The sequence below is a fragment of the Bradyrhizobium sp. Arg237L genome, assembly GCF_029990105.1.
Classification (GTDB): Bacteria; Pseudomonadota; Alphaproteobacteria; order Rhizobiales; family Xanthobacteraceae; genus Bradyrhizobium.
In genome coordinates this window covers 1-24,620 of record NZ_JAQMIL010000048.1, presented here as the reverse complement: position 1 = coordinate 24,620, position 24,620 = coordinate 1, and the positions used below count along the sequence as shown (strand labels likewise).

24 protein-coding genes, 1 pseudogene and 1 riboswitch are annotated in these 24,620 nt (G+C 63.0%); of the genes and pseudogenes, 14 read left to right on the top strand and 11 right to left on the bottom strand.

Annotation, left to right across the window (positions count from 1 at the left end):
- Positions 1–260: 260 nt before the first annotated feature.
- Together OZ411_RS26495 and OZ411_RS26490 are read left to right on the top strand one after the other, a co-directional pair.
- Positions 261–566 carry a hypothetical protein gene (locus OZ411_RS26495; RefSeq protein ID WP_130581876.1) on the top strand — a complete coding sequence of 102 codons (306 nt, stop codon included), beginning with the start codon at positions 261–263 and terminating at the stop codon, positions 564–566.
- 159 nt (positions 567–725) lie between these two features.
- Positions 726–1,901, top strand: coding sequence for a DUF2865 domain-containing protein (locus OZ411_RS26490; RefSeq protein ID WP_282530321.1), 1,176 nt, complete (start codon positions 726–728; stop codon positions 1,899–1,901).
- On the opposite strand, the gene OZ411_RS26485 is transcribed toward OZ411_RS26490, so the two are convergent.
- Genes OZ411_RS26485 through OZ411_RS26475 form a run of 3 tightly spaced genes read right to left on the bottom strand, consistent with a single transcriptional unit; the run spans position 1,902 to position 5,444 of the window.
- Positions 1,902–3,653, bottom strand: a complete 1,752-nt coding sequence (locus OZ411_RS26485; protein WP_282530320.1) for an NAD+ synthase — start codon at positions 3,651–3,653, stop codon at positions 1,902–1,904.
- A gap of 45 nt (positions 3,654–3,698) precedes the next feature.
- Positions 3,699–4,052, bottom strand: a complete 354-nt coding sequence (locus tag OZ411_RS26480) for a diacylglycerol kinase (RefSeq protein ID WP_130581873.1) — start codon at positions 4,050–4,052, stop codon at positions 3,699–3,701.
- A 3-nt stretch (positions 4,053–4,055) separates the two neighbouring features.
- Positions 4,056–5,444, bottom strand: a complete 1,389-nt coding sequence (locus OZ411_RS26475) for a 3-deoxy-7-phosphoheptulonate synthase class II (protein WP_282530319.1) — start codon at positions 5,442–5,444, stop codon at positions 4,056–4,058.
- A gap of 171 nt (positions 5,445–5,615) precedes the next feature.
- Here OZ411_RS26475 and OZ411_RS26470 point away from each other — a divergent pair, with 171 nt between their 5' ends.
- Positions 5,616–6,521, top strand: a complete 906-nt coding sequence (locus OZ411_RS26470; RefSeq protein WP_282530318.1) for an alpha/beta fold hydrolase — start codon at positions 5,616–5,618, stop codon at positions 6,519–6,521.
- Positions 6,522–7,374: 853 nt separating this feature from the next.
- Here OZ411_RS26470 and OZ411_RS26465 read toward each other — a convergent pair.
- On the bottom strand, positions 7,375–7,803 hold the full coding sequence (locus OZ411_RS26465; RefSeq protein ID WP_282530317.1) for a hypothetical protein: 429 nt from the start codon (positions 7,801–7,803) through the stop codon (positions 7,375–7,377).
- Between the two features lie 477 nt (positions 7,804–8,280).
- On the opposite strand from OZ411_RS26465, the gene OZ411_RS26460 reads away from it, so the two are divergent.
- Entirely contained in the window at positions 8,281–9,039 is a 759-nt protein-coding gene (locus OZ411_RS26460) for a Crp/Fnr family transcriptional regulator (protein WP_282530316.1), read from the top strand.
- A gap of 409 nt (positions 9,040–9,448) precedes the next feature.
- Here the strand turns inward: OZ411_RS26460 and OZ411_RS26455 are convergent, their stop codons facing one another.
- The gene (locus OZ411_RS26455; protein WP_282530315.1) at positions 9,449–9,853 is read right to left on the bottom strand and encodes a four-helix bundle copper-binding protein; all 405 of its coding nucleotides are present in this window, start codon (positions 9,851–9,853) and stop codon (positions 9,449–9,451) included.
- A gap of 371 nt (positions 9,854–10,224) precedes the next feature.
- On the opposite strand from OZ411_RS26455, the gene OZ411_RS26450 reads away from it, so the two are divergent.
- The 3 genes from OZ411_RS26450 (at position 10,225) to crcB (ending at position 12,474) form a co-directional block, all read left to right on the top strand.
- A complete protein-coding gene (locus tag OZ411_RS26450) occupies positions 10,225–11,649 on the top strand; it encodes a methyl-accepting chemotaxis protein (protein WP_282530353.1) in 1,425 nt (474 codons plus the stop codon).
- Between the two features lie 55 nt (positions 11,650–11,704).
- A riboswitch (Fluoride riboswitch) is annotated at positions 11,705–11,768 on the top strand.
- Positions 11,769–11,892: 124 nt separating this feature from the next.
- Positions 11,893–12,081, top strand: coding sequence for a hypothetical protein (locus tag OZ411_RS26445; protein WP_282530314.1), 189 nt, complete (start codon positions 11,893–11,895; stop codon positions 12,079–12,081).
- Positions 12,082–12,093: 12 nt separating this feature from the next.
- On the top strand, positions 12,094–12,474 hold the full coding sequence (gene crcB, locus OZ411_RS26440) for a fluoride efflux transporter CrcB (protein WP_130578965.1): 381 nt from the start codon (positions 12,094–12,096) through the stop codon (positions 12,472–12,474).
- A 28-nt stretch (positions 12,475–12,502) separates the two neighbouring features.
- On the opposite strand, the gene OZ411_RS26435 is transcribed toward crcB, so the two are convergent.
- The 6 genes from OZ411_RS26435 to OZ411_RS26410 all read right to left on the bottom strand — a co-directional run bounded on the left by OZ411_RS26435 (position 12,503) and on the right by OZ411_RS26410 (position 16,939).
- The gene (locus OZ411_RS26435) at positions 12,503–12,814 is read right to left on the bottom strand and encodes a HigA family addiction module antitoxin (protein WP_282530313.1); all 312 of its coding nucleotides are present in this window, start codon (positions 12,812–12,814) and stop codon (positions 12,503–12,505) included.
- A gap of 10 nt (positions 12,815–12,824) precedes the next feature.
- Entirely contained in the window at positions 12,825–13,103 is a 279-nt protein-coding gene (locus tag OZ411_RS26430; protein WP_282530312.1) for a type II toxin-antitoxin system RelE/ParE family toxin, read from the bottom strand.
- A gap of 80 nt (positions 13,104–13,183) precedes the next feature.
- On the bottom strand, positions 13,184–14,569 hold the full coding sequence (gene gor / locus OZ411_RS26425; protein WP_282530311.1) for a glutathione-disulfide reductase: 1,386 nt from the start codon (positions 14,567–14,569) through the stop codon (positions 13,184–13,186).
- A 24-nt stretch (positions 14,570–14,593) separates the two neighbouring features.
- Entirely contained in the window at positions 14,594–15,136 is a 543-nt protein-coding gene (locus OZ411_RS26420; RefSeq protein ID WP_130578961.1) for a DUF2059 domain-containing protein, read from the bottom strand.
- Positions 15,137–15,161: 25 nt separating this feature from the next.
- Complete coding sequence (gene rpiA, locus OZ411_RS26415) at positions 15,162–15,854, bottom strand: ribose-5-phosphate isomerase RpiA (RefSeq protein WP_282530310.1); 693 nt, start codon at positions 15,852–15,854, stop codon at positions 15,162–15,164.
- A 251-nt stretch (positions 15,855–16,105) separates the two neighbouring features.
- Positions 16,106–16,939: an SDR family NAD(P)-dependent oxidoreductase gene (locus OZ411_RS26410; RefSeq protein WP_282530309.1), complete on the bottom strand. Its 834-nt coding sequence runs from the start codon at positions 16,937–16,939 to the stop codon at positions 16,106–16,108.
- An 81-nt stretch (positions 16,940–17,020) separates the two neighbouring features.
- On the opposite strand from OZ411_RS26410, the gene gph reads away from it, so the two are divergent.
- The 7 genes and pseudogenes from gph to nhaD all read left to right on the top strand — a co-directional run bounded on the left by gph (position 17,021) and on the right by nhaD (position 24,553).
- On the top strand, positions 17,021–17,707 hold the full coding sequence (gph, locus tag OZ411_RS26405) for a phosphoglycolate phosphatase (RefSeq protein ID WP_282530308.1): 687 nt from the start codon (positions 17,021–17,023) through the stop codon (positions 17,705–17,707).
- 151 nt (positions 17,708–17,858) lie between these two features.
- Positions 17,859–18,332 carry a hypothetical protein gene (locus tag OZ411_RS26400; RefSeq protein ID WP_282530307.1) on the top strand — a complete coding sequence of 158 codons (474 nt, stop codon included), beginning with the start codon at positions 17,859–17,861 and terminating at the stop codon, positions 18,330–18,332.
- A 131-nt stretch (positions 18,333–18,463) separates the two neighbouring features.
- Positions 18,464–19,498, top strand: coding sequence for a GTP 3',8-cyclase MoaA (gene moaA, locus OZ411_RS26395; protein WP_282530306.1), 1,035 nt, complete (start codon positions 18,464–18,466; stop codon positions 19,496–19,498).
- 204 nt (positions 19,499–19,702) lie between these two features.
- Positions 19,703–20,719, top strand: a pseudogene (locus OZ411_RS26390) (TRAP transporter large permease subunit); the annotation flags it as partial.
- A 247-nt stretch (positions 20,720–20,966) separates the two neighbouring features.
- Positions 20,967–21,548 (top strand): TRAP transporter small permease subunit, encoded by a 582-nt coding sequence (locus OZ411_RS26385; RefSeq protein WP_130578955.1) that lies wholly within the window; start codon positions 20,967–20,969, stop codon positions 21,546–21,548.
- Positions 21,549–21,574: 26 nt separating this feature from the next.
- On the top strand, positions 21,575–23,230 hold the full coding sequence (locus tag OZ411_RS26380) for a TRAP transporter large permease subunit (protein WP_282530305.1): 1,656 nt from the start codon (positions 21,575–21,577) through the stop codon (positions 23,228–23,230).
- A 42-nt stretch (positions 23,231–23,272) separates the two neighbouring features.
- Positions 23,273–24,553, top strand: a complete 1,281-nt coding sequence (gene nhaD, locus OZ411_RS26375; RefSeq protein WP_282530304.1) for a sodium:proton antiporter NhaD — start codon at positions 23,273–23,275, stop codon at positions 24,551–24,553.
- The last annotated feature ends 67 nt before the right edge of the window (positions 24,554–24,620 follow it).

Sequence of the window (24,620 nt, the reverse complement as noted above, 5' to 3'; positions counted from 1 at the left end):
ACGTGATCTCGATGTGAGAAAAGACGGCCTCAGCCAGCGAATCGCTAGCTAATAATCTCGCGGCAAATGCTGCAGATGGCGAGGTGGCCGTTCATGGTTCCACCATGGCGCCATCCTGGGGACGGCGTCAAGGGCTGTTTGCGCCCGTTCTGAAGGCGATTTCGACCCTTGCGATGATTCCAAGCGCACCATGGTTAATCATTATTAATGTATTGGGCGTAATCGGATAGGCACTGGTTCCCTTCCCCACTCGGTGCCCCATGCGATTTCGATCCGCATTTCTTGCCTGCACATTCATTTTAGCCACCTCCGCCGCACTGGCCGACAGCCGCGTCTTCATCATCGCCAACCACGATGACGGTTACGGTGTCGACGAATGCCTCGCGCGAGGCGACAAATGCGGGGCTCACGCCGCCCGCTCCTATTGCCAGTCACGAGATTTTGCCCAAGCCACCGCCTATCGCCGCGTCGACCCTGACGAAATTACCGGCGCCGTTCCGAAGGCCACGGGAAACTGCAGCGGCGGCGCCTGCGGCGAATATATCGCCATCACCTGCCAGCGCTGATCCGGCCAAGGGGCAGCCAAGGGCCGGTATTCTCACGGGGTTTTGCCACATCGGGGCCCCGGAAACGACGTGACGCTGCCCCGAGAAACGGCTATTGCAGGCGGCCTTTGCCGCGCCTTTCGGGCTTGCCCGCTGCGCGGCGTCATTCTGTGACTGGACATGCCCAATCGCCTGAACTCTTGCTTCGCCCCGTGGATTTTGAGGTGCGCCCTCCTGCTCGGCACTGCCCTGCCGGCCACTGATGCCTTGGCGCAGACGCCTGACGATGCTTACGCGCAGATGTCTCAGGACGCGCCGCCGCAACAGGGCGGGCCGTCCAACCCGATCTGCATCCGGCTCGAGGGCCAGCTTGCGACCATCGACCGCGGTGGCGGCGATTCGATCAGGGACGACCAGATCCGCCGCTACCAGGAAGCCGCCTCGAGACAGCAGGCCGAGCTCGACCGTGTGATCGCGCAGGGGCGGCGCATGGGCTGCGATGGCTCCGGCTTCTTCTCGCTGTTCAACAACGGCCCGGCGCAATGCGGCCCGATCAACACCCAGATCCAGCAGATGCGCGGCAACCTCGATCAAATCATGATGACCCTGGAGCGGATGCGCAGCGGCGGCCTCGGCGGCGCCGACCGCGAGAACCAGCGCCGCTCGGTGTTGACTGCGCTCGCGCAGAACAATTGCGGCCCGCAATATGCCAATGCCGGGCGGGGTCCGGGCAATTTCCTCGACAATCTCTTCGGCAATCGTAACGACGACAACGTGACCATTGCGCCGCCGGCCGGCGACCTCGCCCCGCAATCCGGCACCTACCGTACGGTCTGCGTGCGGAGCTGCGACGGCGCCTATTTCCCGATCTCGTTCGCGACCGTGCAGGGGCGCTTTGCCGATGACGAGAAGACCTGCAAGGCGCAGTGCCCGGCGGCGGAAGCAACCCTGTTCGCCTATCGCAATCCCGGCGAGGACATCAACCAGGCGGTCTCGGTCAATGGCCAGCCCTATACGTCGCTGCCGAACGCGTTCAAGTTCCGCACCGAGTTCAATCCGTCCTGCTCCTGCAAGCCGGCGGGCCAGACCTGGGCGGAGGCGCTGAAATCGGTCGACGACAAGGCCACCGTCGAGCAGCAGGGCGACATCATCGTCACCGAGGAGAGCGCGCGGAAGATGCAGCAGCGCGCGCAACAGCAGTCCACCAAGCAGGCGCCGGCCGGTAAGAAGGGCGCGACGTCGGCGAATGCGACTCCTGCACCCGACGCACCGGCGGCGCCGGTTGATCAAACCCCGCCGGGAGATCGGCCGATCCGCACCGTCGGCCCGACTTTCCTCCCGAAGAAACAACAATAGCTAGCCTTCGAACGCCTCCACCGAGGCGCGCGTGCCACGGGTGACCAGCTTCTCGTCCGGCTGCGGCAACGCCTCGCCGCGATCGCGGAAGCGGTTGGTGATGGGATAGCGGCGGTCGCGGCCGAAATTCTTACGCGTGACCTTGACGCCGGGCGCAGCCTGCCGGCGCTTGTATTCGGCGATGGAAAGCAGGCGGTCGATCCGCGCCACCAGTTCGCGATCAAAGCCGGCAGCGATGATCGACGCTAACGGCTCCTCGCGCTCCACCAGCCGTTCCAGGATCGCATCGAGCACATCGTAAGGCGGCAGCGAGTCCTGGTCGGTCTGGTTCTCGCGCAGTTCAGCCGTCGGCGGCCGCGTGATGATCGAGGGCGGGATCACCTCGCCCGACGGGCCGAGCGCGCCTTCCGGTTTCCAGGTGTTGCGCAGGGCAGACAGCCGGAACACCTCGGTCTTGTAGATGTCCTTGATCGGGTTGAAGCCGCCGTTCATGTCGCCGTACAGCGTGGCATAGCCCACCGACATTTCCGACTTATTGCCGGTGGTCACCACCATCGCGCCGGTCTTGTTGGAGAGCGCCATCAACAAGGTGCCGCGGGTGCGCGCCTGCAGATTCTCCTCGGTGATGTCGCGCGGCAGGCCCTTGAACGGCTCGGACAGGATCTTCTCGAACCCGTTCACGGCATCCGCGATCGGCAGCACCTCGTAGCGGATGCCTAGCATCCTGGTCAGGCTTGCCGCATCATCGAGCGACACCCGCGCGGTGTAGCGGAACGGCAGCATCACGCCGTGAACCTTGTCGGCGCCGAGCGCATCCACCGCGATCGCCGCGCATAGCGCCGAATCGATGCCGCCGGAAACGCCGAGCAGCACGCCCGGGAAGCCGTTCTTGCGGACATAGTCGCGCAGGCCGAGCACGCAGGCCGCATAGTCCGCCTTGTCGCCCTCGAGCAGCGGCGTGATCGGCCCGTTGCAGCGCCAGCCCGCCTCGCCTCTGGTCCAGCGCAGCGTCGTGACGCTCTCCTCGAAGGCCGGCAACTGCGCCGCCACCGTGAGATCGGCATTGAGCGCGAACGAGGCGCCGTCGAACACCAGTTCGTCCTGCCCGCCCACTTCGTTCAGATAGATCAGCGGCAGACCGCTTTCGGTGACGCGGGCGACCGCGATCGAAAGCCGGAGGTCGTTCTTGTCGCGCGCATAGGGCGAGCCGTTCGGCACCACCAGGATTTCCGCGCCGGTCTCGGCGAGACATTCGACGACGTTCTCGTAGTCCTCGGACTCCTCGAGCCAGATGTCCTCGCAGATCGGCACGCCGACCCGGACGCCCTTCACCGTCACCGGGCCCGGCGCGGGTCCGCGCGCGAACAGCCGCTTCTCGTCGAACACGCCGTAGTTCGGCAGATTGGCCTTGAAACGCAGGGCGGCGATGCGGCCGCCGTCGAGCAGCGCGCAAGCATTGTAGAGCTTGCCGTCCTCGACCCAGGGCGTCCCGATCAGGACAGCCGGACCGCCATCGGCCGTCTCGCGCGCCAGTTCCTCGACCGCGGCACGGCAGGCGGCCTGGAACGCCGGCTTCAGGATCAGGTCCTCCGGCGGGTAGCCGGCGATGAACAGTTCCGACAGCACCATCAGATCGGCGCCAGCGGCCTTCGCCGTCTGCCGCGCGGCGCGCGCCTTCGCGGCGTTGCCGGCGACGTCGCCGACAGTCGGATTCAATTGCGCCAGTGTAATAATGAACTCAGGTTCGCTCATGACATCAATGGTGCCTTGCACTCATGTAAACTGCAATCGCCTGCGTTAGATCATGCCCATGCGCTCGGCGAGGGCGAACAGCCAGAACAGCCCGGCCATCACCAGCGTCACGCCGACCGCGGCGGAGCCCATGTCCTTGACCCGCCCGATCTGCGGATCATGGTCCATGGTCAGGCGGTCGGCGAGCTTCTCGATGGCGGTGTTGAGCAGCTCGACCACGAGCACCAGCACCACCGCTGCAACGAGCTCGACCCGGCGCATTACCGTGGCGCCGATCAGCCACGCCGCCGGCACCGACAACAGCAGCGCCACCACCTCCTCGCGAACCGCCTGCTCGGAGCGGATCGCAAAGCCAAGGCCGTTCCACGAGTTGATGGTGGCCCGCCAGAACCGCAGCAAGTGTTAGAGCCCCGCGGCTGCCGGCATCGGTTTGACCTTGCCGGCGCGCTCCTGCTTCAACAGCTCCGCGATCAGGAAGGCCATGTCGATCGACTGTTCGGCGTTGAGGCGGGGATCGCAGACCGTGTGGTAGCGGTCGTTGAGATCCTCGTCGGTGATCGCGCGCGCGCCGCCGATGCACTCGGTGACGTCCTGCCCCGTCATCTCCAGATGAACGCCGCCGGCATGGCTGCCCTCGGCCTGGTGGATGGCGAAGAACGACTTCACTTCCGACAGCACCCGGTCGAACGGGCGGGTCTTGTAGCCCGAGGTCGAGGTGATGGTGTTGCCATGCATGGGGTCACAGGACCACACCACGGTGCGCCCTTCCCGCTTCACCGCCCGGATCAGCGCCGGCAGATGCTCGCCGACCTTGTCGGCGCCGAAGCGGGCGATCAGCGTCAGCCGCCCGGGCTCATTGTCGGGGTTCAGCACGTCGATCAGCTTCAACAGCTCATCCGGCTTCAGCGACGGGCCGCATTTCAGGCCGATCGGGTTCTTGATGCCGCGGAAATATTCGACATGGCCGTTCTCGAGCTGACGGGTGCGGTCGCCGATCCAGATCATGTGGCCGGAGGTCGCGTACCAGTCGCCGGTGGTCGAATCGACCCGGGTCAGCGCCTGCTCATAGCCGAGCAGCAGCGCCTCGTGGCTGGTATAGAAATCGGTCGAGCGCAGTTCCGGATGGCTCTCGAGGTCGAGGCCGCAGGCGCGCATGAAGTTCAACGCTTCCGAGATGCGGTCGGCCAGCTCCTTGTAGCGGCGTGACTGCGGCGAGTCCTTCAGGAAGCCGAGCATCCACTGATGCACGCTGCCGAGATTGGCGAAGCCGCCGGTGGCGAACGCCCGCAGCAGATTGAGGGTCGCCGCCGACTGCCGGTAGGCGTTCAACTGCCGGCCCGGGTCGGGCGTGCGCGCCTCCTTGGTGAAGGCGATGTCGTTGATGATGTCGCCGCGATAGCTCGGCAGTTCGACGCCAGCAACTTTTTCGGTTGGCGAGGAGCGCGGCTTGGCGAATTGTCCGGCGATGCGGCCGACCTTCACCACCGGCAGCGCGCCGGCGTAAGTGAGGACCACCGCCATCTGCAGCAGCACGCGGAAGAAGTCGCGGATGTTGTTGGCGCCGTGCTCGGCAAAACTCTCCGCGCAGTCGCCGCCCTGCAAGAGGAAGGCCTCGCCCGCGGCGACGCGCGCCAGCGCCTTCTTCAGGTTGCGGGCTTCGCCCGCGAACACCAGCGGCGGAAAGGTCGCAAGCTGCGCCTCCACGTCGGCCAATACCTTGCCATCCGGATAGTCCGGCATCTGCAAGACCGTCTTGGTGCGCCAACTGTCGGGTGTCCAGCGCTCGGACATGGGCGTTAACTCCTGAGCAAAAACCGCTACTTATCCGGGAAAGCGAAGCTATATATACAGGCTGTTGAAAGACCGCCAGCCGGATTTCCACCTGCCCGCTCAACCTCTTGCGACAACAGCCGAATTCGCATTTGTTAGAGCAAAACGTTAACGCTTAAGGAAATTCCGTAAGTGGCTGAGGCTGCGCTCGACGACGTCTTCACCGACGACATCACTGTACCTGCCATCGACGGCTATCCTCTCGGAGCGACGCTGTTCCTGCCCCGCGGCGCCAAGCGGCAAACCGTCCTGATCAATTCGGCGACCGCCGTGCCGCGCAAGGTCTACAAGGGTTTTGGCGCCTATCTCGCCAAGCGCGGCTCTGTCGTCCTCACCTACGATTATCGCGGCACCGGCGATTCCAGGCCGAAGGTCCTGAGCGGAGACAACCCGCGGAAATCGCTGGTCGGCTTCAAGGCCTCGATGTCGGACTGGGCCGCGCTCGACGTTACCGCTGCCGTGACGTGGATGCGCGAACGCTACCAGGCGCTGCCGCTCGCCTATGTCGGCCATTCCTTCGGCGGCCAGGCGCTGGGGCTGATCCCGAACAATATCGAGGTGTCGCGCGCGCTCCTGGTCGCTTCGCAAGCCGCGACCTGGCGATTGATGGCCTCGCCCGAACGCTACCGCGTCTACGCCGCCATGAATTACGTCCTTCTGCCGTTGACCCGCATGCTCGGCTACACACCCGGCTGGGCGGGGCTCGGCATGGATTTGCCGAAGGGCGTGTTCGAGCAATGGACGAATTGGGTGAACAGCCCGTGCTATTTGTTCGATGATGCCGCGCTCACCGCGGTGTCGAATTTCGCGAAGTTCAAGGGCGCCTTGCGCGCGCTCTGCATCAGCGACGATCCCTGGGCAACGCGGCCCGCGGTCGAATTGCTGTGCTCGGGATTTGGCGCCGCCAGGCCGGAGATCATCGCGATCACACCGGCGGACGCAGGCGTTGCGAAGATCGGCCATTTCGGTTTCTTCCGCCCCGAGCACCGCGACACGCTCTGGCGCGGTGCCGCGGAATGGCTCGAGGCGAGCGAGTGAGGTCAGGCCGTAGGATGGGTAGAGCGCAGCGTGCCCACCTTTCTTGCACCGCCCGTGGATGGTGGGCACGCTTCGCTTTGCCCACCCTACAGCATCGCCGCGAGCTATGATTCAAATTTCAAACAGCGGAGAGGATGTGAGTCCGCGTTCTCGCGGCATGAACTGCCCGAGCTTTGCGTCAATTTCCACCCTCTCATCGAACAGAGGGCGCAGGGAAAGCCGGGTGCTGGTTGCACCCGTGGGTCCCGTGCAACAAAAAGCACGGGGGTAGGACCACAGGTTCAACCGAAGCATTCCGGCTTTCCCTGCGCGATGGTGTTACGGCTTACTTCGTGCTCTTCCCGGTGACCGGGCTTTCTTGCCACCGTCATCTCTCGCGCAAATTTTGTTTGCGCAAAAAACTTAGCGCCAGCGTCGGGGCGCCAGAACCACACGACTTCGCCGTCCGCTGATGTTGCGTTCGTCGTTCGCAACACCTGCGTCCATCGCATCTCACCGCAACGTTCGTGACGATCGCGAGCCGCCCCTCATCCGCCGTGAGACGCGCGGAGTTAAATCACTGATTTGCCCGACGGGTTAAGCGGTTTATTTTTCGCGGCAAGGCTAGACGGGGCAAATCACGTTAGAATCGCTTGCATAATTCGTCTCGCCGCGCACGCGACACTAGCCCCTCATGGTGAGAAGCGACGGGCACGACGTAGGACCTTTCGAGAATGGCGCGCACTCTCGCGAACATCGGGCGATTGCAGCAGCGGCTGCCATTGCGATGCGTCAGGCCCGGTGGAAGCGGCGACAAATCTGAGAGCGGGCGGCAGCCGCCTTGGCGCACTACCGTCCGCAATCGATTTCGTCACTACCGATATCCATAGGGATACTGACCCGGGCAGACCCAATTGCCGTAGGTGTCATAGGAGCAGTTGTTGTAGCCGCCGCCGTAGTAGCCGTAGGCCCCGGCTGCGGCGGCTCCGACCGCTGCCGCACCCAGACCATAGGCCGCTCCTGTCCACGCCCCACGATAAGCCGCATTGCCGTAAACCCCTCGGGCAACCGGCCGCCCCGCTATTGGCCGATACCCGTATCCACGTCCGGCGACCCCGTATCCGCCGACGCGCCCGGCATGAACGGCCCCGCCCCGGAACTGAGCGCCGCGCATGCCGCCGCCATGAAATCCACCGGCACGGAGCCCTCCACCTCCACCACGGCGGGCAAAAGCGTCATGTGGAACCAAACTGGCAGCGACAAGAATGGCTGCCGCGAAGCCGATGAGACCGTAACGAGCCATGGGCATCCTCCCGATTATGGAGTGCCGTCGATCCGATAGCTCCGGCAGAGATGCCCGCGCCAACGGCGACCAGCACCGCCCACAGTTTTCGTCGCGAGCCTGCATTTCGTTTGACTTGGATCAAAGCCTTCCACGAGTTCACCGCCCCATCCGCCGAGCTTGATCCAGATCAAAACGCCCCGAGGTTCTTACGAAATCGTTCATCGTGGAGGACTAGCGCGATTTTGGATTTAGGCGCATAATTTTAGCATTGCTGGTGGCGTTTATTCGCGGGCGTCGGTAACCGAGAGATCGGTTGTGCTCCCGCCGGTTGCGGAGGCTAAGGCGCTTCGCGAAGAGGCTGCCAAGCTACCACCACTGCGTTTCAAGCAGGACAACTTAGCGAAATGAAAGACCATCAGGCGCGGCACCGCAGCCTGGCCCCCGAAATTTTCTGCAGAGAGCCGCGCGTCCGTCGAGGGAAGGAGCTTTCCCGTGATGGAGCACCCTACCAGGGTTGGTAATCGACTGTTAGCTGCACTGCCGCCGGCAGATTTTAATTTGCTCGCTCCCTACCTCCGAAACGTATCGCTTGAACGCGACGAGGTTCTGATACGATCGATGGAGCGAATTGAGCAGATCTATTTCCCATGCAGCGCGACGATTTCGTTCATGCTGGACATGCCCAACGGACAAACGGTGGCAACCGCTGTCATCGGGAATGAGGCAGCCGCGGGGCTGTTGTCGGCGCTGGGCCCCACCCGCTCTGAGGCGACCGCGATCGTGCTCGTCGCTGGGACATCGTTGCAGATTTCTCCTGCACGATTTCATGCGGCCTTCAGCCACAGTGGCGCGATCAGGGATTTGGTTTGGGCCCACACCGGGGTCCTGATGACGCAATTCCAGTACGTGGGCGCCTGCAATGCGCTGCACTCGGTCGACGCCCGCTTGGCGCGGTGGCTGCTCCACATCCACGATAGAATTCATGGTGACACCCTGCCGGTGACGCAGGAGGAACTTTCGATCTTGCTCGGCGTCCGGCGAACGACCGTGACGCAGGTCGTGCACAAGCTTCGGATGTCGCGCGCCATCCGGTCCAATCGACGGGGTCTGATTGAGATTGACAGACCGCGGCTCGAAGCAGCGGCATGCGATTGCTACAAGGCTATGTGCCGCAGAATCGATCGCATTGTGTCGCCGCCGGAAAGGAGGCCTCACAGTCACGCCGCGCCGGGTGCACAAATTCCACGAGAGTGAGATCCCATTTTGCCCAAGTCCGGCATTGAGTCCATTTCGCCGTTCACGCTTGTGGCCCAATGTATTCTCTGATGTGCAAGAGCACATCACGCTCGTCCTTCGCTTTAATGGTGGCTGGACCGTCGCTTCGATTGGCCACGGGCTTTCTTTGCGAGCAAGCGCTTCAACTTGGCTCGCAGGCGAAGAATCTCTTCGTACCTCGCGCGGAGATCGTTTCTGATCCAGGGCGCTGATGGCGGCTCGTTGCGGCGGTTGCGGTTTGGCATACCGCAACCTAGTGCCGAGATTTCCCGAGTGCAGCAGAATACCAGAATTAAGCTTGATGCCGCGGTTTCAGGTTAATTCTGGAACCGGCGATTATAGCAAGAGGAATGTCTTCGCTGCTGCGCCGCGAGATTTGCCAATCCCCTCAATGCGCCATGCTGCGTCCGGCCTCGTCGCAGGCCTGCAGGCAGCGGCGGCAGGCGTCCGCGCAGATGCGGCAATGCTCGTGCTCGCCTGCGTGTTTCTGGCATTCGTCGGCGCAAAGCCGGCAGGCCGCAATGCACGTGTGCAGCATGCGGCGGATCATTTCGTCATCCCAGCCGGTCTGACGCGTGGCCATCCTGCCCGTGATATTGCAGACATCTGCGCAGTCGAGGTTGAGGCGGATGCATTGCGTCAGCGACTTGACCATGTCCTCCGCCAGGCAAGCGTCGGCGCAAGAGGTGCAGATCTGGGCGCAGGAATAGCATTCCTCGATGCAGCGGACGAGCAGGCCATCGCCCTCGCCATGGGCCCGTGGGTGCCGGCTGATCATTTCCTGGACTTGCATGGAACTCTCCGCAGGTTTTGAGGTGTTTCCTCGTTCGCCTAATTGCCGAACGTCAGAAAGGTTCTCTCAAGCGCTTGAAACGGGTCTCGGCGCTCGCACGCAGGCAGGGCGGCGAAAGCGAAACTGCCTCGCGTGGCGGCGTATGAGGTTCCCGACCTCGCGGCTGGCTCGTTTGCGCCCTGCACCGTGCGACGAGAGTTGTAGTGTACGAGTTTGGAAACGTGCGGTCGAATCAATTACCGTGCCTTCTCGTCGGATTCTCCGCGGCTTACAGGGCTGCCGCGGGGCATCCATGGACGTTGCAATGCTGGGGGATGAGCTGATGCTTTTCGGGTTTCAAGCCGAAAGGCGAATTTCGACTGTTGGATCACATGCCGATCAGCGTGATGATCTGCGAGCTGACCGATTTCAAGATCATCTACCTCAACGAATCCACCAGGCAGAATCTCAAGAAGATCGAGCATGTGTTGCCTGTGAAGGTCGACGCCCTGCTCGGCCAATCGATCGACATCTTCCATAAAGAACCGCAGCGCCAGCGCCGGCTGCTCTCCAATCCGAAGAATTTGCCGCACAAGGCGCGCATCACGATCGGCGGCGAGACCCTCGACCTCACGGTGACCGCGATGATGGACAGCCGCGGCCGCTACACCGGACCGATGCTGACCTGGGAACTGGCGACTGAAAAGGCGAAGCTCGAGGCCGAGACCGAACGGCAACTGCAGATGCTCGACAACATGCCCATCAACATCATGATGTGCGATCCCGATAGCAGGATCACCTACATCAACAAGACCAGCCTGAAGACGCTCGACACCGTCAAGCACCTGCTCCCGGTGCCGCCGGACCAGATTCTCGGAAAATCCTTCGATATCTTTCACAGGAATCCACAGCACCAGCGCCGCATCGTCGGAGATCCGCGGAATTTGCCGCACGCGGCCAAGATCAAGCTGGGACCGGAAACACTCGACCTCAGGGTCTCCGCGCTGTCGGACAAGAACGGCAATTATGCCGGCGCGATGCTGAGCTGGGCGGTGGTCACCCGCAATGTGAAGCTGGCTGATAATTTCGAGAAGAACGTGAAGGGCCTCGTGGGCACGCTGGCCTCAGCTTCCGGCCAGATGCAGACCACGGCGCAGTCGCTCTCGGCGACCGCCGAATTCGTCAATCAGAGGTCATCGAGCGCAGCATCGGCCTCAGAACAGCTCTCCTCTTCGGTCAACGAGATCAGTCGGCAGGTCACCGAAGCCAGCCGCGTGGCCAAGGCGGCCGTTGAAGAGGCCGAGAAATCGGACAGGCTGGTCACGGGACTTGTGACCGTCGCGCAGCGGATCGGCGATGTCGTCGCCTTGATCAGCCAGATCGCCGGCCAGACCAACCTCCTCGCCCTGAACGCGACCATCGAATCGGCCCGTGCCGGCGACGCGGGCAGAGGATTCGCCGTGGTGGCCTCGGAGGTGAAGGCGCTCGCCGGCCAAACCGCGAAGGCAACCGAGGACATTGCCACGCAGATCCAGGAGATGCAGGCGGCCACCGGCGACACCGCCGCCGCGCTCAAGGCGATCTCGCAGACCATCACAGAGATCAACGAGATCAGCACCGCGATTGCGAGCGCCGTGGAGGAGCAAGCCGCCGCGACCAAGGAAGTCACCACCAACATCAGCGGAACCAATCGCGCCATCGGCGACACCAGCCAGGCCGCCAGCAACGTGCTCGCCGCCTCGGGAAGCCTCGCAAAAAACGCCTCCGATCTGGAAATCGAAGTCGACAAGTTCCTCGCCAGCGTGCGCGCGATGTAGCCGGGCGAGCCAGACCAAGCTTCCTTGACCGGCGTCGATCATGTGTTAGCCTGCAACTGCAGATGGGGATGGAGTCCCCCGATACCCGCCCGTCGTGGGCTAATGACTCCTGCTGAGTGAGGCGGCAAGCCTCGCTGCGGCGGGAGCATGGATCTAACCCGCTGACAGCGGGTTTTTTGCTGCCTCGAAAAGGAAAGAGGCGGCGATGCAACCAAAGCAACGCGCATATCGCAGAGGCAGCCGATGACGCGGCTGCGCGTCCTGCTGTGCCTGATCGGTGGTGACCGCTTCGCGCGCGCCCTGCTCTGCGCCGTGTCAGCAGCCTCGATCCTTGCCTTCGTCTTCGGTGCTGCGGCCGAACTCGTCATCGCCTTGCCGGTCCTCGGCGTTGCGACGGCGCTTGCCGAAATCTCCATGCATCCAAACGAATAGAAAGTAGGTGATATGCTCGGTTACGTTCTGGTTTTCGTCGGCGCCGGAATTGGCGGCGCCTTGCGTCACGGCGTCAATCTCTCCACCGCCCGCACGTTCGGGACCGGCTTCCCGTACGGGACGCTGACGGTCAACGTCGTAGGCTCGCTGGTGATGGGTTTGCTTGCGGGCTATTTCGCCTTCCGAGGGGAAGCCGCCCAGACCTGGCGTCTATTCCTGACCACGGGCATCCTCGGCGGCTTCACCACCTTCTCCTCGTTCTCGCTCGATACAGCCCTGCTCTATGAACGCGGCGAGCTCGGCCTGACGCTGCTCTATGTGGCAGTGTCGTTCGCCTGCTCGGTCGGCGCGCTGTTCGTGGGGTTATGGGCTGTGCGCAGTCTTGTGCAGTGATGGGCTGGTTTCACTGCCAAGCCCCGATTCAGGCAACTTCCAGTGTCGGGATATTCTTGATCCTCTCGCCAAGCTCTTGCTGCGCCTGATGCAAATCGTAGCGCTTCTGCAAATTGAGCCAGAGATCGGGACCGTTCCCGCACAGCTTCCCAAGTCGCAACGCCATGATCGGCGTCACCGGCTGCTTTTCCGTAAGCACATCGTAAAGCGTCTGGCGCGAAACCCCCAGCAGCTTGGCGATCTCCGTCTTGGGCCGACCGATAGCGGGCAAAATCTCCTCGCGAAGAAGTTCGCCCGGATGCATCGGCGGTAAACCTCGTTTCGGAAGCTTCCTGGCCATGAACTTGTCCTCAATGATAGTCTTCCAGATCGACGTCGACGGCATCGCCTTCGATCCAGCCGAACGTGATACGCCAGTTTCCGCTCGCGTTCACAGCGTAGCGACCTTTTTCGCGGCCGACGAGGGCATGAAAGCGGAACCCCGGCAAATTCATGTCTTCGGGCCGCGACGCATCGTCCAGCGCCCGCAGAATATTGGCCACCCGCTTCGAGTTCTGCACGCTGAGCCGACGCCCGTCCCCGGTCGCGAAAAACCGTTCGAGAGCCTTGTCCCGGAACGAGCGGATCATGGCGATGATGTAAGGTAATAGCTTACATATGTCAAGTGATGCTTTACACCAGGAGCGCCCGGCGCCCCTACGGGTCTTCGCTACTCCGCGGCTTGCCTTACATAGCGCGCGGTCGGGGTGCGCATGGTCACGAGTTCTTCGGCGGCGGTGGGGTGTAGCGCGAAGGTCGCGTCGAAATCGGCCTTGGTCGCTTTCATCTTCACCGCGATCGCGACCACCTGGATGGTCTCGGCGGCGCAATCGCCGACGATGTGACAGCCGAGCACGCGGTCGCTCACGCCGTCGACCACGAGTTTCATCAGCACGCGGGTATCGCGACCGGACATCGTCGCCTTGATCGGGCGGAAACTGGTCTTGTAGATGTCGACGTGGCTGAACTGCGCGCGCGCCTCAGCCTCCGTCAGGCCCACGGTGCCGACCTCCGGCTGCGAGAACACCGCGGTCGGAATGCTGGTGTGATCGACCATGACCGGGCGCTTGCCGAACACGGTGTCGGCAAAGGCGTGGCCCTCGCGGATTGCGACCGGCGTCAGGTTATGGCGATGGGTGACGTCGCCGATGGCGTAGATGTTCGACACCGAGCTTTTCGACCAGGCATCGACCGCAATGCCGCCATTGTCCGGATTGATGGCGACGCCGGCCTTCTCCAGGCCGAGATTGGCGACATTCGGATGCCGGCCGATCGCGAACATCACCTTCTCGGAGGCAAGGCTCGAGCCGTTGGACAGATGCGTGGTGAATTCCTTGCCGTGACGGTCGACCTTGGTGACGGTGCAGCCGGTCAGGATGGTGATGCCTCGCTTCTCCATCTCGGCACGCACATGCTCTCGGACGTCCTCGTCGAAGCCGCGCAGGATATTGTCACCGCGGTAGATCACGGTGACGTCGGAGCCGAAGCCGGCGAAGATGCCGGCGAATTCCAGCGCGATGTAGCCGCCGCCCTGGATCACGATGCGCCTCGGCAATTCGGCGAGGTGGAATGCCTCGTTGGAGGAGATCACGTGCTCGATACCGGGAATCACGGGCCCATGGTTGGGCGCGCCGCCGGTCGCGATCAGCACGTACTTGGCCTTGACCGTCTCGCCGGTCGAAAGACGGAGTGTGTGCGCGTCCTCGAAGACGGCCCGCGTCTTGACGATATGCGCGCCGGATTTTTCGACATTGGTCGTATAGGCCGCCTCGAGCCGCGCAATTTCCTTGTCCTTGTTGGCGACGAGCGTCGGCCAGTCGAACGAGGCTTGCGGGATGCTCCAGCCGAAGCCGGCGGCGTCCTCGATCTCCTGCTGGACGTGCGAGCCGATCACGAACAGCTTTTTCGGCACGCAGCCGCGGATCACGCAGGTACCGCCCATCCGGTACTCTTCGGCGACCATTACCTTGGCGCCATGGCCGGCGGCGATACGGGCGGCGCGAACCCCGCCCGAACCGCCCCCGATGACGAACAGATCGACGTCGTATTCAGCCATGGCGCTGTGTCCTAAACCAGAAAATCAGATCTCCTTGCCGCGCTTGCGCATCTCGGCCCGGAACTGGGCGTTCACAATCTCGGCGAACTGCTGCGCCCACTGGTTCATATAGGACATCGAGAACTGGATTGCCCGGGGCTCGCTGGCGAGCAGCTTCTGGCCCAACGGCGATTTGTAGAAGGTGACGAGGTCCTTCAGTTCCTGCTCGGTGAATTCGTTGGCATAGACCTTGGCCATGCCGTCGCCGATCTCCTGTTCGCGGCCGGCCAGGTTCTTGGCGACGATGGTGGCAACCTCGTTGAGGTCCTTCTGGTAGTTGAGGTTCGACTGCACCAGGCTTTCCTTGGTCTGCAGCACGATGTTGGGAACGGCGTTGGCGTACATCGCGCTCGCGTTCTTCATCTTGAGGATTTCCTTGGCGGCGGCGATCGCCGCGGGCGAGCCTTCCTTCAGCGTGGGCGCCGCCGCGGGAGCCGGCGCCTTCTGCTGCGCGCTCACCGATACGGCGGTCAGGGCCACAGCCAATCCGAGGCCCGTGGCCGACAAAATCCGTACAAAGCTCGTCATTCTAATTCTCCCAGAATTTACGGCGTCAGCGCCGTTCAACAACGCGAATTCCCTGCGCGCCCGCCAGCACGACCGTGCCGGCGAGACCGATGAACAACCCGTGCTCGACAACGCCCGGGATCACGCTCAGCAGTCCCGCCAGGCGCGGCGCATCCCCTATCCGTCCCAGATGGGCGTCGACAATCCAGTGGCCGCCATCGGTGACAAAAACGTGGCCGTCCTTGGCCGTCCGCAGCACCATCTCGCCGGCAACGCCGGCCTCCACAAAGGCTTTGGCGATCGCCGCCTTGGTCGCCGCGAGCCCAAATGGGATCACCTCGATCGGCAGCGGGAAACGGCCGAGCGGATCGACCCATTTGCTCTCATCGGCGATCACGACCATGCGATCGGATGCGGCCGCCACGATCTTCTCGCGGAGCAGCGCGCCACCGCCGCCCTTGATCAGGTTGAGCGCGGGATCGACTTCGTCGGCGCCGTCGACCGTGAGATCGAGATGGTCGATCTCGTCCAGCGTGGCGAGCGCAATGCCGCAGGCTTCCGCCTGCGCGCGGGTCGCCTCCGAGGTCGGCACGCCCACGACCTTCATGCCGGCCCGCACCTTCTCGCCGAGCAGGTCGACGAAATGCTTGGCGGTCGACCCGGTGCCGAGCCCGAGCTTCATGCCGTCGCGCACTTCTTGCAGGGCGCGCGCAGCGGCCTGTCGTTTCAATCCGTCCATGTCCACGTGCGACGATTTCCCAGGACTTGTTCTCGGGGCTAGTTCGCGGGATCAGTTCGTAAGGCTTGGGAGCGGCCCCATCCCCGCTCCGGCGGCGCATATCTAGCCGCCTTTTGCGCGCAGGGACAGCGCCAATAGCGCCTTATACGGCGGCGGAATGCAGTTTTAATATTCGATCAGAATCGACCGCCAGCGTGCTGTTTTTCCACGCTTTCTTCCGGCGACGAGATGCTTCGTCCTCAACCGAAAGATTAACTTGAGACCTCGTCCATCGCGGCCAGGATCGCGGCAAACCGTGCCTCGACCTCGGCCCGCATGCCGGGATGGGTAAATACATAGAGGCGATCTTCCCGTATGGCGGCAAGCACGCGTGCGGCAACATCGGCCGGATCGATGCCCGCCTCCAATTGCCGCGCGATCTCCGCGACCATGGCGGCCGCCGGGCTCGCGGGATCAAGCGCGGGTGACGAACCGTAGCGCGGAGGGCGGTTACGTCCGCTCTCGCCGATCCGGGTCCGCACGAAGCTCGGGCACAGCACGCTGACGCCGATACCAAGCGGCTTGAGCCGCAGGGCCAGTCCTTCCGACATGCTGACGACCGCGAATTTCGTCGCCGAGTAAGGGCTGAAGCCGAGCCCCCCGTTCATCCCGGCCATCGAGGCGGTGTTGACGATGTGTCCGCCCTCGCCGTGCTTGCGCATATGCGGCAGGAAGCTTGCGATGCCATGCACGACGCCCATCAGATTGACATCGATCACCCAGCGCCAGCTCTCGAGCGAGATAGTGTCGATGCCGCCGCCGGCGGCGACGCCGGCATTGTTGCAGAGAATGTGGACATTGCCGAAGGCATCGAACGTGGCGCCCGCGGCGTCCTCGACGCTTGCGGGATCGGCGACATCGCAGATCGTGCCTCTGATGCTCGGGCCAAACTCAGCCAGACTTTTGACGGCGCGCTCCAGCGCGTCCGCCTCGATATCGGCGAGCATCACCTTCATGCCGGCCTCTGCGAACGCACGACTGAGCGCAAGGCCGATGCCGCTGGCCCCTCCCGTGACAAAGGCTGTTCTGCCGGCAAGTTCACGCATGGAACGCCCTCCCATCACGCTCACAGCGAAGTCCGCCCTCTTCTCTTGCATGACGGCGCCGGAAACGATAGCCAAAGGAGGATGAACTCTCCCGGCATTGTCGTTTTCGATCTCGACGGTACCCTCGTCGATACCGCGCCCGACCTGATCAGCGCGCTCAATTACGTGCTGGACCGCGAGGGCTTGGCCCCGGTGCCGCTGCAATCGGCGCGGACCATGATCGGCGGCGGCGCACGCAGATTGATCGAGCGCGCGCTCGAGCTCGAGGGCCGCCACGCTAGCACCGACGACATCAGCCGGCTGACCAAGGATTTCATCGACTATTACGCCGCCCATATCGCCAACGAATCGCGCCCGTTCGAAGGCCTGGAAACCGCGCTGGACGAGCTCGCCGTGCAGGGGTTCCGCTTCGCGGTCTGCACCAACAAGCTCGAATTCCTGTCAAAGCTCCTGCTCGATCAGCTCGGCCTGAGCGGCCGGTTTGCGGCGATCTGCGGGGCTGACACCTTTGGGATCTCGAAACCGGATCCGGCGATCCTCCGGCAAACGGTGGCGCGGGCGGAGGGACAGTTATCCTCCGCAATCATGGTCGGCGATGGCGGGCCGGATGTCGGGGTCGCCCGACGAGCCGGTATCCCGGTGATTGGGGTTGAATTCGGCTATACCGAGATACCTATCGCCGAATTGAAGCCGGATCGGCTGATCGGCCATATGCGGGAGCTGCCGGCGGCTGTCGACAGCCTCGCCAAGACCGTGAATATCTCGTAACCTACTGAGCTAACGTTGCTTTTTTGCAACGCCACGCGTCCTTATTAACCATCGCCTAGCGAATTCGCCCTGCGCCGTTGCGCCGCAGTGCCCACCCTCCTATGGTCCGCCCGGGGATTGTGGCTCTCAGCCACAGTTAGGTGGATCAATTATGCGTCGTGTCATCGCGATTGCCGTCGCCGGGGCAAGCCTGGCGGGCTGTTCGTCTTTTTCTTGGGATTCGTTCAAGTCGGCGCCTGCGCCGGTCCAGGTTCAGCTCGAATCGACGCCTCCGGGCGCGGATGCGGTGACCTCGGTCGGACCGGGCTGCAAAACGCCCTGCACCGTCTCGGTGGCAGCGCCCGACAGCGGCTTCTCCGTCACCTTCAACCTGCCGAAGTATGAATCGGCCACGGTTCCGGTCACGGTGGTCCGCAACCCCGGCGACCTCACCACTGCGGCATCGACCGTCGTCGATCCAAATCCCGTGGTTGCGGAACTGAAGCCCACGGCTCCGCCGCCCAGGGCGCGCAAGCCGCGGCCGAAGCGGCCGAAGCCAGCCGCTGCGGCAGCACCTGCGGCCGAACCGGCCGCCGCGGCCAATGGCTCGGCCTTCCCCGACCCGAACGCGCCGGTGCAGCGCTGATTTGCACGTTCGCACTGCACTGTTTGACGGAGCGCATTGTCGGACGGTAACAAGCTGCCTAGATTGTGCTGGCGGAGCGTCACTTCCTTTTCGTCCGGCTCCGTCGAGCAAGGCGTTGGCAAGGCGTGTGAATGAGCGCGATTTCGCTTCCTCCATCCGAATCCCTGTTCCGTCCGATGACCGATCCGTTCGGCCGGACGATCCGCTACCTGCGCGTCTCCGTCACCGACCGCTGTGACTTGCGCTGCTTCTACTGCATGTCGGAAGACATGACCTTTCTGCCGAAAGCCGATCTCCTGACACTGGAAGAGCTCGACCGGCTCTGCTCGGCCTTCATCGCCAAGGGCGTGCGCAAGCTCCGCCTCACCGGCGGCGAGCCCCTGGTGCGGCGCAACGTGATGACGCTGGTGCGCTCGCTGTCGCGGCATCTTGCGAGCGGCGCGCTCGATGAATTGACGCTGACCACCAACGCCTCGCAGCTCGCGCGCTTCGCCGGCGAACTCGCCGATTGCGGCGTGCGCCGCATCAACGTCTCGCTCGACACGCTCGATGCCGACAAATTCCGCGCCATCACCCGCTGGGGCGACATCGACAAGGTGCTGGCCGGCATCGAGGCGGCACGGGCCGCAGGGCTTGCGGTCAAGATCAACGCGGTGGCGTTGAAGAATATGAACGAGGACGAGATCCCCTCGCTGATGGAGTGGGCGCACGGCAAGGGCATGGCGCTGACCTTGATCGAGGTGATGCCGATGGGCGACATCGGCGCCGGCCGTATCGATCAGTATGTGCCGCTATCGCTTGTCCGCGCCCGGCTGGAAAAGCAGTTCACGCTGACCGATCTCGACGAGAGCACCGGCGGCCCTGCCCGCTATGTCCGGGTCAGCGAGACCGGCGGCAAGCTCGGCCTCATCACGCCGATGACCCACAATTTCTGCGAATCCTGCAACCGCGTGCGCATCACCTGCACCGGCACGCTGCACACCTGCCTGGGCCACGAGGATGCCTCCGATTTGCGCAAACCGCTGCGGGCGTCGACAGACAACGAGCTGTTGTCCGCCGCGATCGACCGCGCCATCGGCTTGAAGCCGAAGGGGCATGATTTCATCATCGACCGCCGCCACAACCGCCCCAGCGTCAGCCGGCATATGAGCGTCACCGGCGGCTGAGGCCGCCGCCCTCACCTCGCCCCGACCGGCCTCCTCCAAGCGCCAATCGCTCCGCGATTCACCAAGCCCACGCAGCGGCTTGGTCCCCGCGTCAATTTGCCCATTTTCCGATTGACGCTATCAATCCGCGCTGAAATGGACTGGCAGCTTTCACTACCCCGTGGCGTTCACGCTGGCCGCAGTCGGGCTTTCGTTCGGATTCCTCTGATCGTGCTTGCCGACCAGCTCGGCAAATCGGTCGGCGACATGTATCTCGGCGCCTGGGGGGCCGTCGATCTTCCAGATCCTGCTGTTCGCCGGCTACACCTTCCTGCTTGGCATCATCAAGCCGAGCCACGTGCCGGCAGTGCCGAAGGAAGCGCGCACGCTGACCGGCTGGGCATTGTGGAAGAAGTGCCTGCTCGGCCTCATCCCGTCGGCGGTGCTGATCTTCGTCGTGCTCGGCACCATGATGATGGGGCTTGCGACGCCGACCGAAGCCGGCGTCGTTGCCGCTGGCATCGGCACCATCGTCGCGATCCTCTACAGCGAGAACCTGATCTTCAAGATCATGTTCGCCATCACCTACCTTGCGGTGGTCTGGATCTGCCTCGAGGCGGTGCGCATTCCCGACCTGCGCGACCTGATCAAGCAGGGCTATGAGACGATCATGCGCATCACCTGCATGGTCACCTTCATTCTGATCGGCTCGACCTGCTTCTCGGTCGTGTGCCTCGGCGTCTCCGGCGACGTCTGGCTCGAGCACCATCTGACATCGCTGCTCGGCGGCGTCTGGGGCTTCCTGATCTTCATCAACCTCTTCATTTTCTTCCTGGCCTTCTTCCTCGACTTCTTCGAGATCGCTTTCGTCATCCTGCCGATGATCGCGCCGGTCGCGCAGAAGATCCTGGCGCCGGTCGTCGGCCCCGACGCGGCGCTGATCTGGTTCGGCGTCATGCTCTGCGCGAACATGCAGACGTCGTTCCTGCACCCGCCGTTCGGATTCGCGCTGTTCTACTTGCGCGGCGTAGCGCCGAAGGAAGTGAAGAGCTCCGACTTCTATTAGGGCGCGATGCCCTGGATCGGATTGCAGGCGATCATGGTCGCGCTGGTGATCGCCTTCCCGATCACGGTGACGGCCCTGCTCACGAGCCCCTCGACGTCGACCTGAACAAGGTGAAGATCGAGGTGCCGCAGATCGACCTGCCGCCGCTGGAATTCAGTCCTACACCGAAGCAATAACCGGACGGTCGGACCGATCCGGCCAAGTTCTTTCTCGAATCCCCCTTTGCTAAAAGTGGCTGGCGCAGGACGGGCGCTCGGCCTACCGCACCGCCAATTCCCCTTCAATATCAACAAACTTCCGATTGACGCCGGCTCTGCCCGCTGGTTTGGTGCGGCGGGCTTCATGCTAGCTTGGCTGGATAAGCCACTGCGCCCGGTGGGCGCAGTCAAGACGGCAGGGGTCCGAAGCGGGGAGGATCATCGGTTGCAATCGCTCTTGAAATTGAGCCGTGGCATTGACGCGTTCACACGCTGGACCGGCAAGCGCCTGGCATGGCTGATCCTGGTCGCGGTCATCATCTCGGCTGTCAACGCCATCGTCCGCAAGACGCTCGATATGTCGTCCAACTCCTGGCTTGAGCTTCAATGGGTGTTGTTCAGCGTCGTATTCCTGTTGTGCGCCCCCTGGACCTTGCTCGACAACGAACACATCCGAATCGATATCGTCAACAACGCGCTGCCCAAGAAGGTACGCAACATCATCGACGTCATCGGTCACGCGTTCTTCCTGCTGCCGCTCTGCATCGTCATGATCATCACCGGCGGCCCGTTCTTCGTGCGGTCCTACGAGCTCAACGAGCAATCCGGCAATGCCGGCGGTCTGCCGCAATGGCCGGCCAAGTCGCTGATCGTCATCGGATTCGCTTATCTATTTGTCCAGGGAATATCCGAACTGATCAAGCGCATCGCCGTGATGCGCGGCCTCATTCCGGATCCGCACGACACGCAGGTGAATGCCATCGAGGCCGAAGTCGAACACCTCGTTGAGGCGATCGAAAAGCGCTGATCGCAGGCGATCGCGGGGAAATTTGGATGACAGCTTTTCTTATCGACAATATGGCGCCGATCATGTTCGCGGCGCTGGTTATCACGCTTCTGCTCGGCTATCCCGCCGCGTTTTCGCTCGGCGCCGTCGGGCTGATCTTCGCCGTCGTTGGAATCGAGCTTGGACAATTCCACCCCGACTTCCTGCAGGCGCTGCCCGAACGCGTCTACGGGGTGATGAACAACGACACGCTATTGGCGATCCCCTTCTTCACCTTCATGGGGCTTGTCCTCGAACGCTCCGGCATGGCCGAGGATCTGCTCGACACCATCGGCCAACTGTTCGGCACCATTCGCGGCGGCCTCGCCTACGCCGTCGTTTTCGTCGGCGCGCTGCTCGCCGCCACGACCGGCGTCGTCGCCGCATCCGTGATCTCGATGGGCCTGATCTCGCTGCCGATCATGCTCCGCTACGGCTACGACCGTCGCATGGCCACCGGCATCATCGCCGCTTCCGGCACCCTGGCCCAGATCATTCCGCCTTCCCTGGTGCTGATCGTGATGGCCGACCAGCTCGGCAAGTCGGTCGGCGACATGTACGAAGGCGCGTTCATTCCGGGCCTCGTGCTTGCCGGCCTTTATGCCGGCTACGCCTTCCTGGTCACGCTGCTGTTCCCCAAGGCGGTACCCGGCCTTCCTCCAGAAGCCATCGGCTTCCGCGAAAAGAATGGCAGCCGCGGGCTGTGGTCGCTCGGCGCGCTGTTCATTGCGAGCTCCGTGTTCGGTTGGTTCATGATGCGGGGCTCCGCCGTAAGCGGCGCCGACTACGTCGTGCTCAGCATGCTCTTCGGCATCCTGTTCGCGTTCTTCGTCGCCGTCCTTAACTGGATCATCGACAAGCTCACAGGCTTCCGCTTCCTCTCGGCGATGGCACAGCAAACCACGTTCGTAATGGTGCCGCCACTGTTCCTGATCTTCCTGGTGCTCGGCACCATCTTCATCGGCCTTGCCACGCCGACCGAAGGCGGCGCTATGGGCGCCGCGGGCGCGATCATTCTCGGCGCCACCAAGCGCCGGCTGAGCTGGGATCTGATCCGGCAGGCTGTGGAATCGACTGCGAAACTGTCGGCCTTCGTGGTATTCATCCTTGTCGGCGCCCGCGTCTTCTCGCTGACCTTCTATGGCGTCAACGGCCATGTATGGGTCGAGCATCTCCTGACCTCGCTTCCCGGCGGCCAGGTCGGCTTCCTGATCGTCGTCAATGCGATCGTCTTCGTCCTCGCCTTCTTCCTCGATTTCTTCGAACTCGCCTTCATCGTGATCCCGCTGCTCGGGCCCGCGGCCGAGAAGCTCGGCATCGACCTGATCTGGTTCGGCGTGATCCTCGGCGTCAACATGCAGACCTCGTTCATGCATCCGCCGTTCGGCTTCGCCCTGTTCTATCTGCGCTCGGTGGCTCCGAAGGAATCCTTTATCGATCGCGTCACCGGCAAGCGCATGGAGCCGGTGACGACGGGCCAGATCTATTGGGGGGCGGTGCCGTTCGTCGTGATCCAGATCATCATGGTCGGGCTGGTCATCCTGTTCCCGTCGATGGTGATGCACTACAAGGGCTCCATTTCGACCGTCGATCCGAACTCCGTCAAGATCGAGGTTCCGGAGATCGAGCTGCCGCCGCTGGATTTCGGACAGCCCAAGAATTGATCAAGAACTGCTTTCGGCCTTGCGGGTTCACAGGGGCAGGTTTTGCTAGCCGCAATCATCGCGATTTTCGTCATCGCTTACGCCGCGATTGCGCTGGAGCATCCGATCGGCATCAACAAGTCGGCCTCGGCCTTGCTCGGCGCGGGAATGCTCTGGACGGTCTATGCCGTCGCGAGCGGAGACCCGGGGCTGATCGACAAGCAGCTCAACGAGTCCGTCTCCGCGACCGCCCAGATCGTCTTCTTCCTGATCGGCGCGATGACGATCGTCGAGGTGATCGATGCCCACAACGGCTTTGAGGTCATCACCTCGCTGATCCGCACCAGGAAGCAAGTCACCCTGATGTGGCTGATCGGTTTCGTGACCTTTTTCCTAAGCGCGATCCTGGACAACCTGACGACCACGATCGTGATGATATCGCTGATGCGCAAGCTGCTCGACAGCGCGAGCGACCGGCTGTTCTTCGCGTCCGTGATCGTGATCGCGGCCAATGCCGGCGGCGCCTGGTCGGCGATCGGCGACGTGACCACCACGATGCTGTGGATCGGCGGACAGATCACGCCGCTCTCGATCATCGAAGGGGTTTTCCTGGCCTCGCTGATCAACCTGGTCGTGCCCCTCCTCGTCGTCGGCTACCTGTTAAGAGGCAAGGAGATCCCGGCGCTCCGTGAGCAGGACCGCGAAAGCTCGGCAACCAGCATCTTCGAGCGCAATATGATGTTCTATCTCGGCCTCGGTACCCTGATCGCGGTGCCCGTGTTCAAGACCGCGACGCACCTGCCGCCGTTCATGGGCATCCTGTTCGGCCTCGGCATCCTCTGGATGGTCGGTGAATTGATCCATCGGCACAAGGAGGAAGACGAAAAGCGACATCTCACCCTGGTCCACGCGCTGACGCGGATCGACATGAGCTCGATCGTCTTCTTCGTGGGGATCCTGCTGGCGGTCGCGGCGCTCGAGCACACTCACGTTCTCGAGATGCTGGCCAACTGGCTGGCGGCGAAGATCGGGCGCCAGGACATCATTGTCATTGCGCTCGGGTTGGTCAGCGCCGTCGTCGATAACGTGCCGCTGGTGGCGGCGACGATGGGCATGTACAGCCTGACGCAGTATCCGGCCGACAGTTTCCTGTGGGAGTTCATCGCTTACTGCGCCGGCACCGGTGGATCGATCCTGATCATCGGCTCGGCGGCAGGCGTTGCCGCGATGGGCTTGGAGAAGATCCAGTTCTTCTGGTACGTCCGACGCATCAGCGGCCTTGCCTTGCTCGGCTATCTCGCCGGCGCCGCCGCCTACATCATCCAGTACAGGCTGCTGCACTAGGGTCTGTTGGGATTCAGGATTCTCATTCGTGCTTGGCTGTGATTCAAGCTTTGGATGGAACGATTCG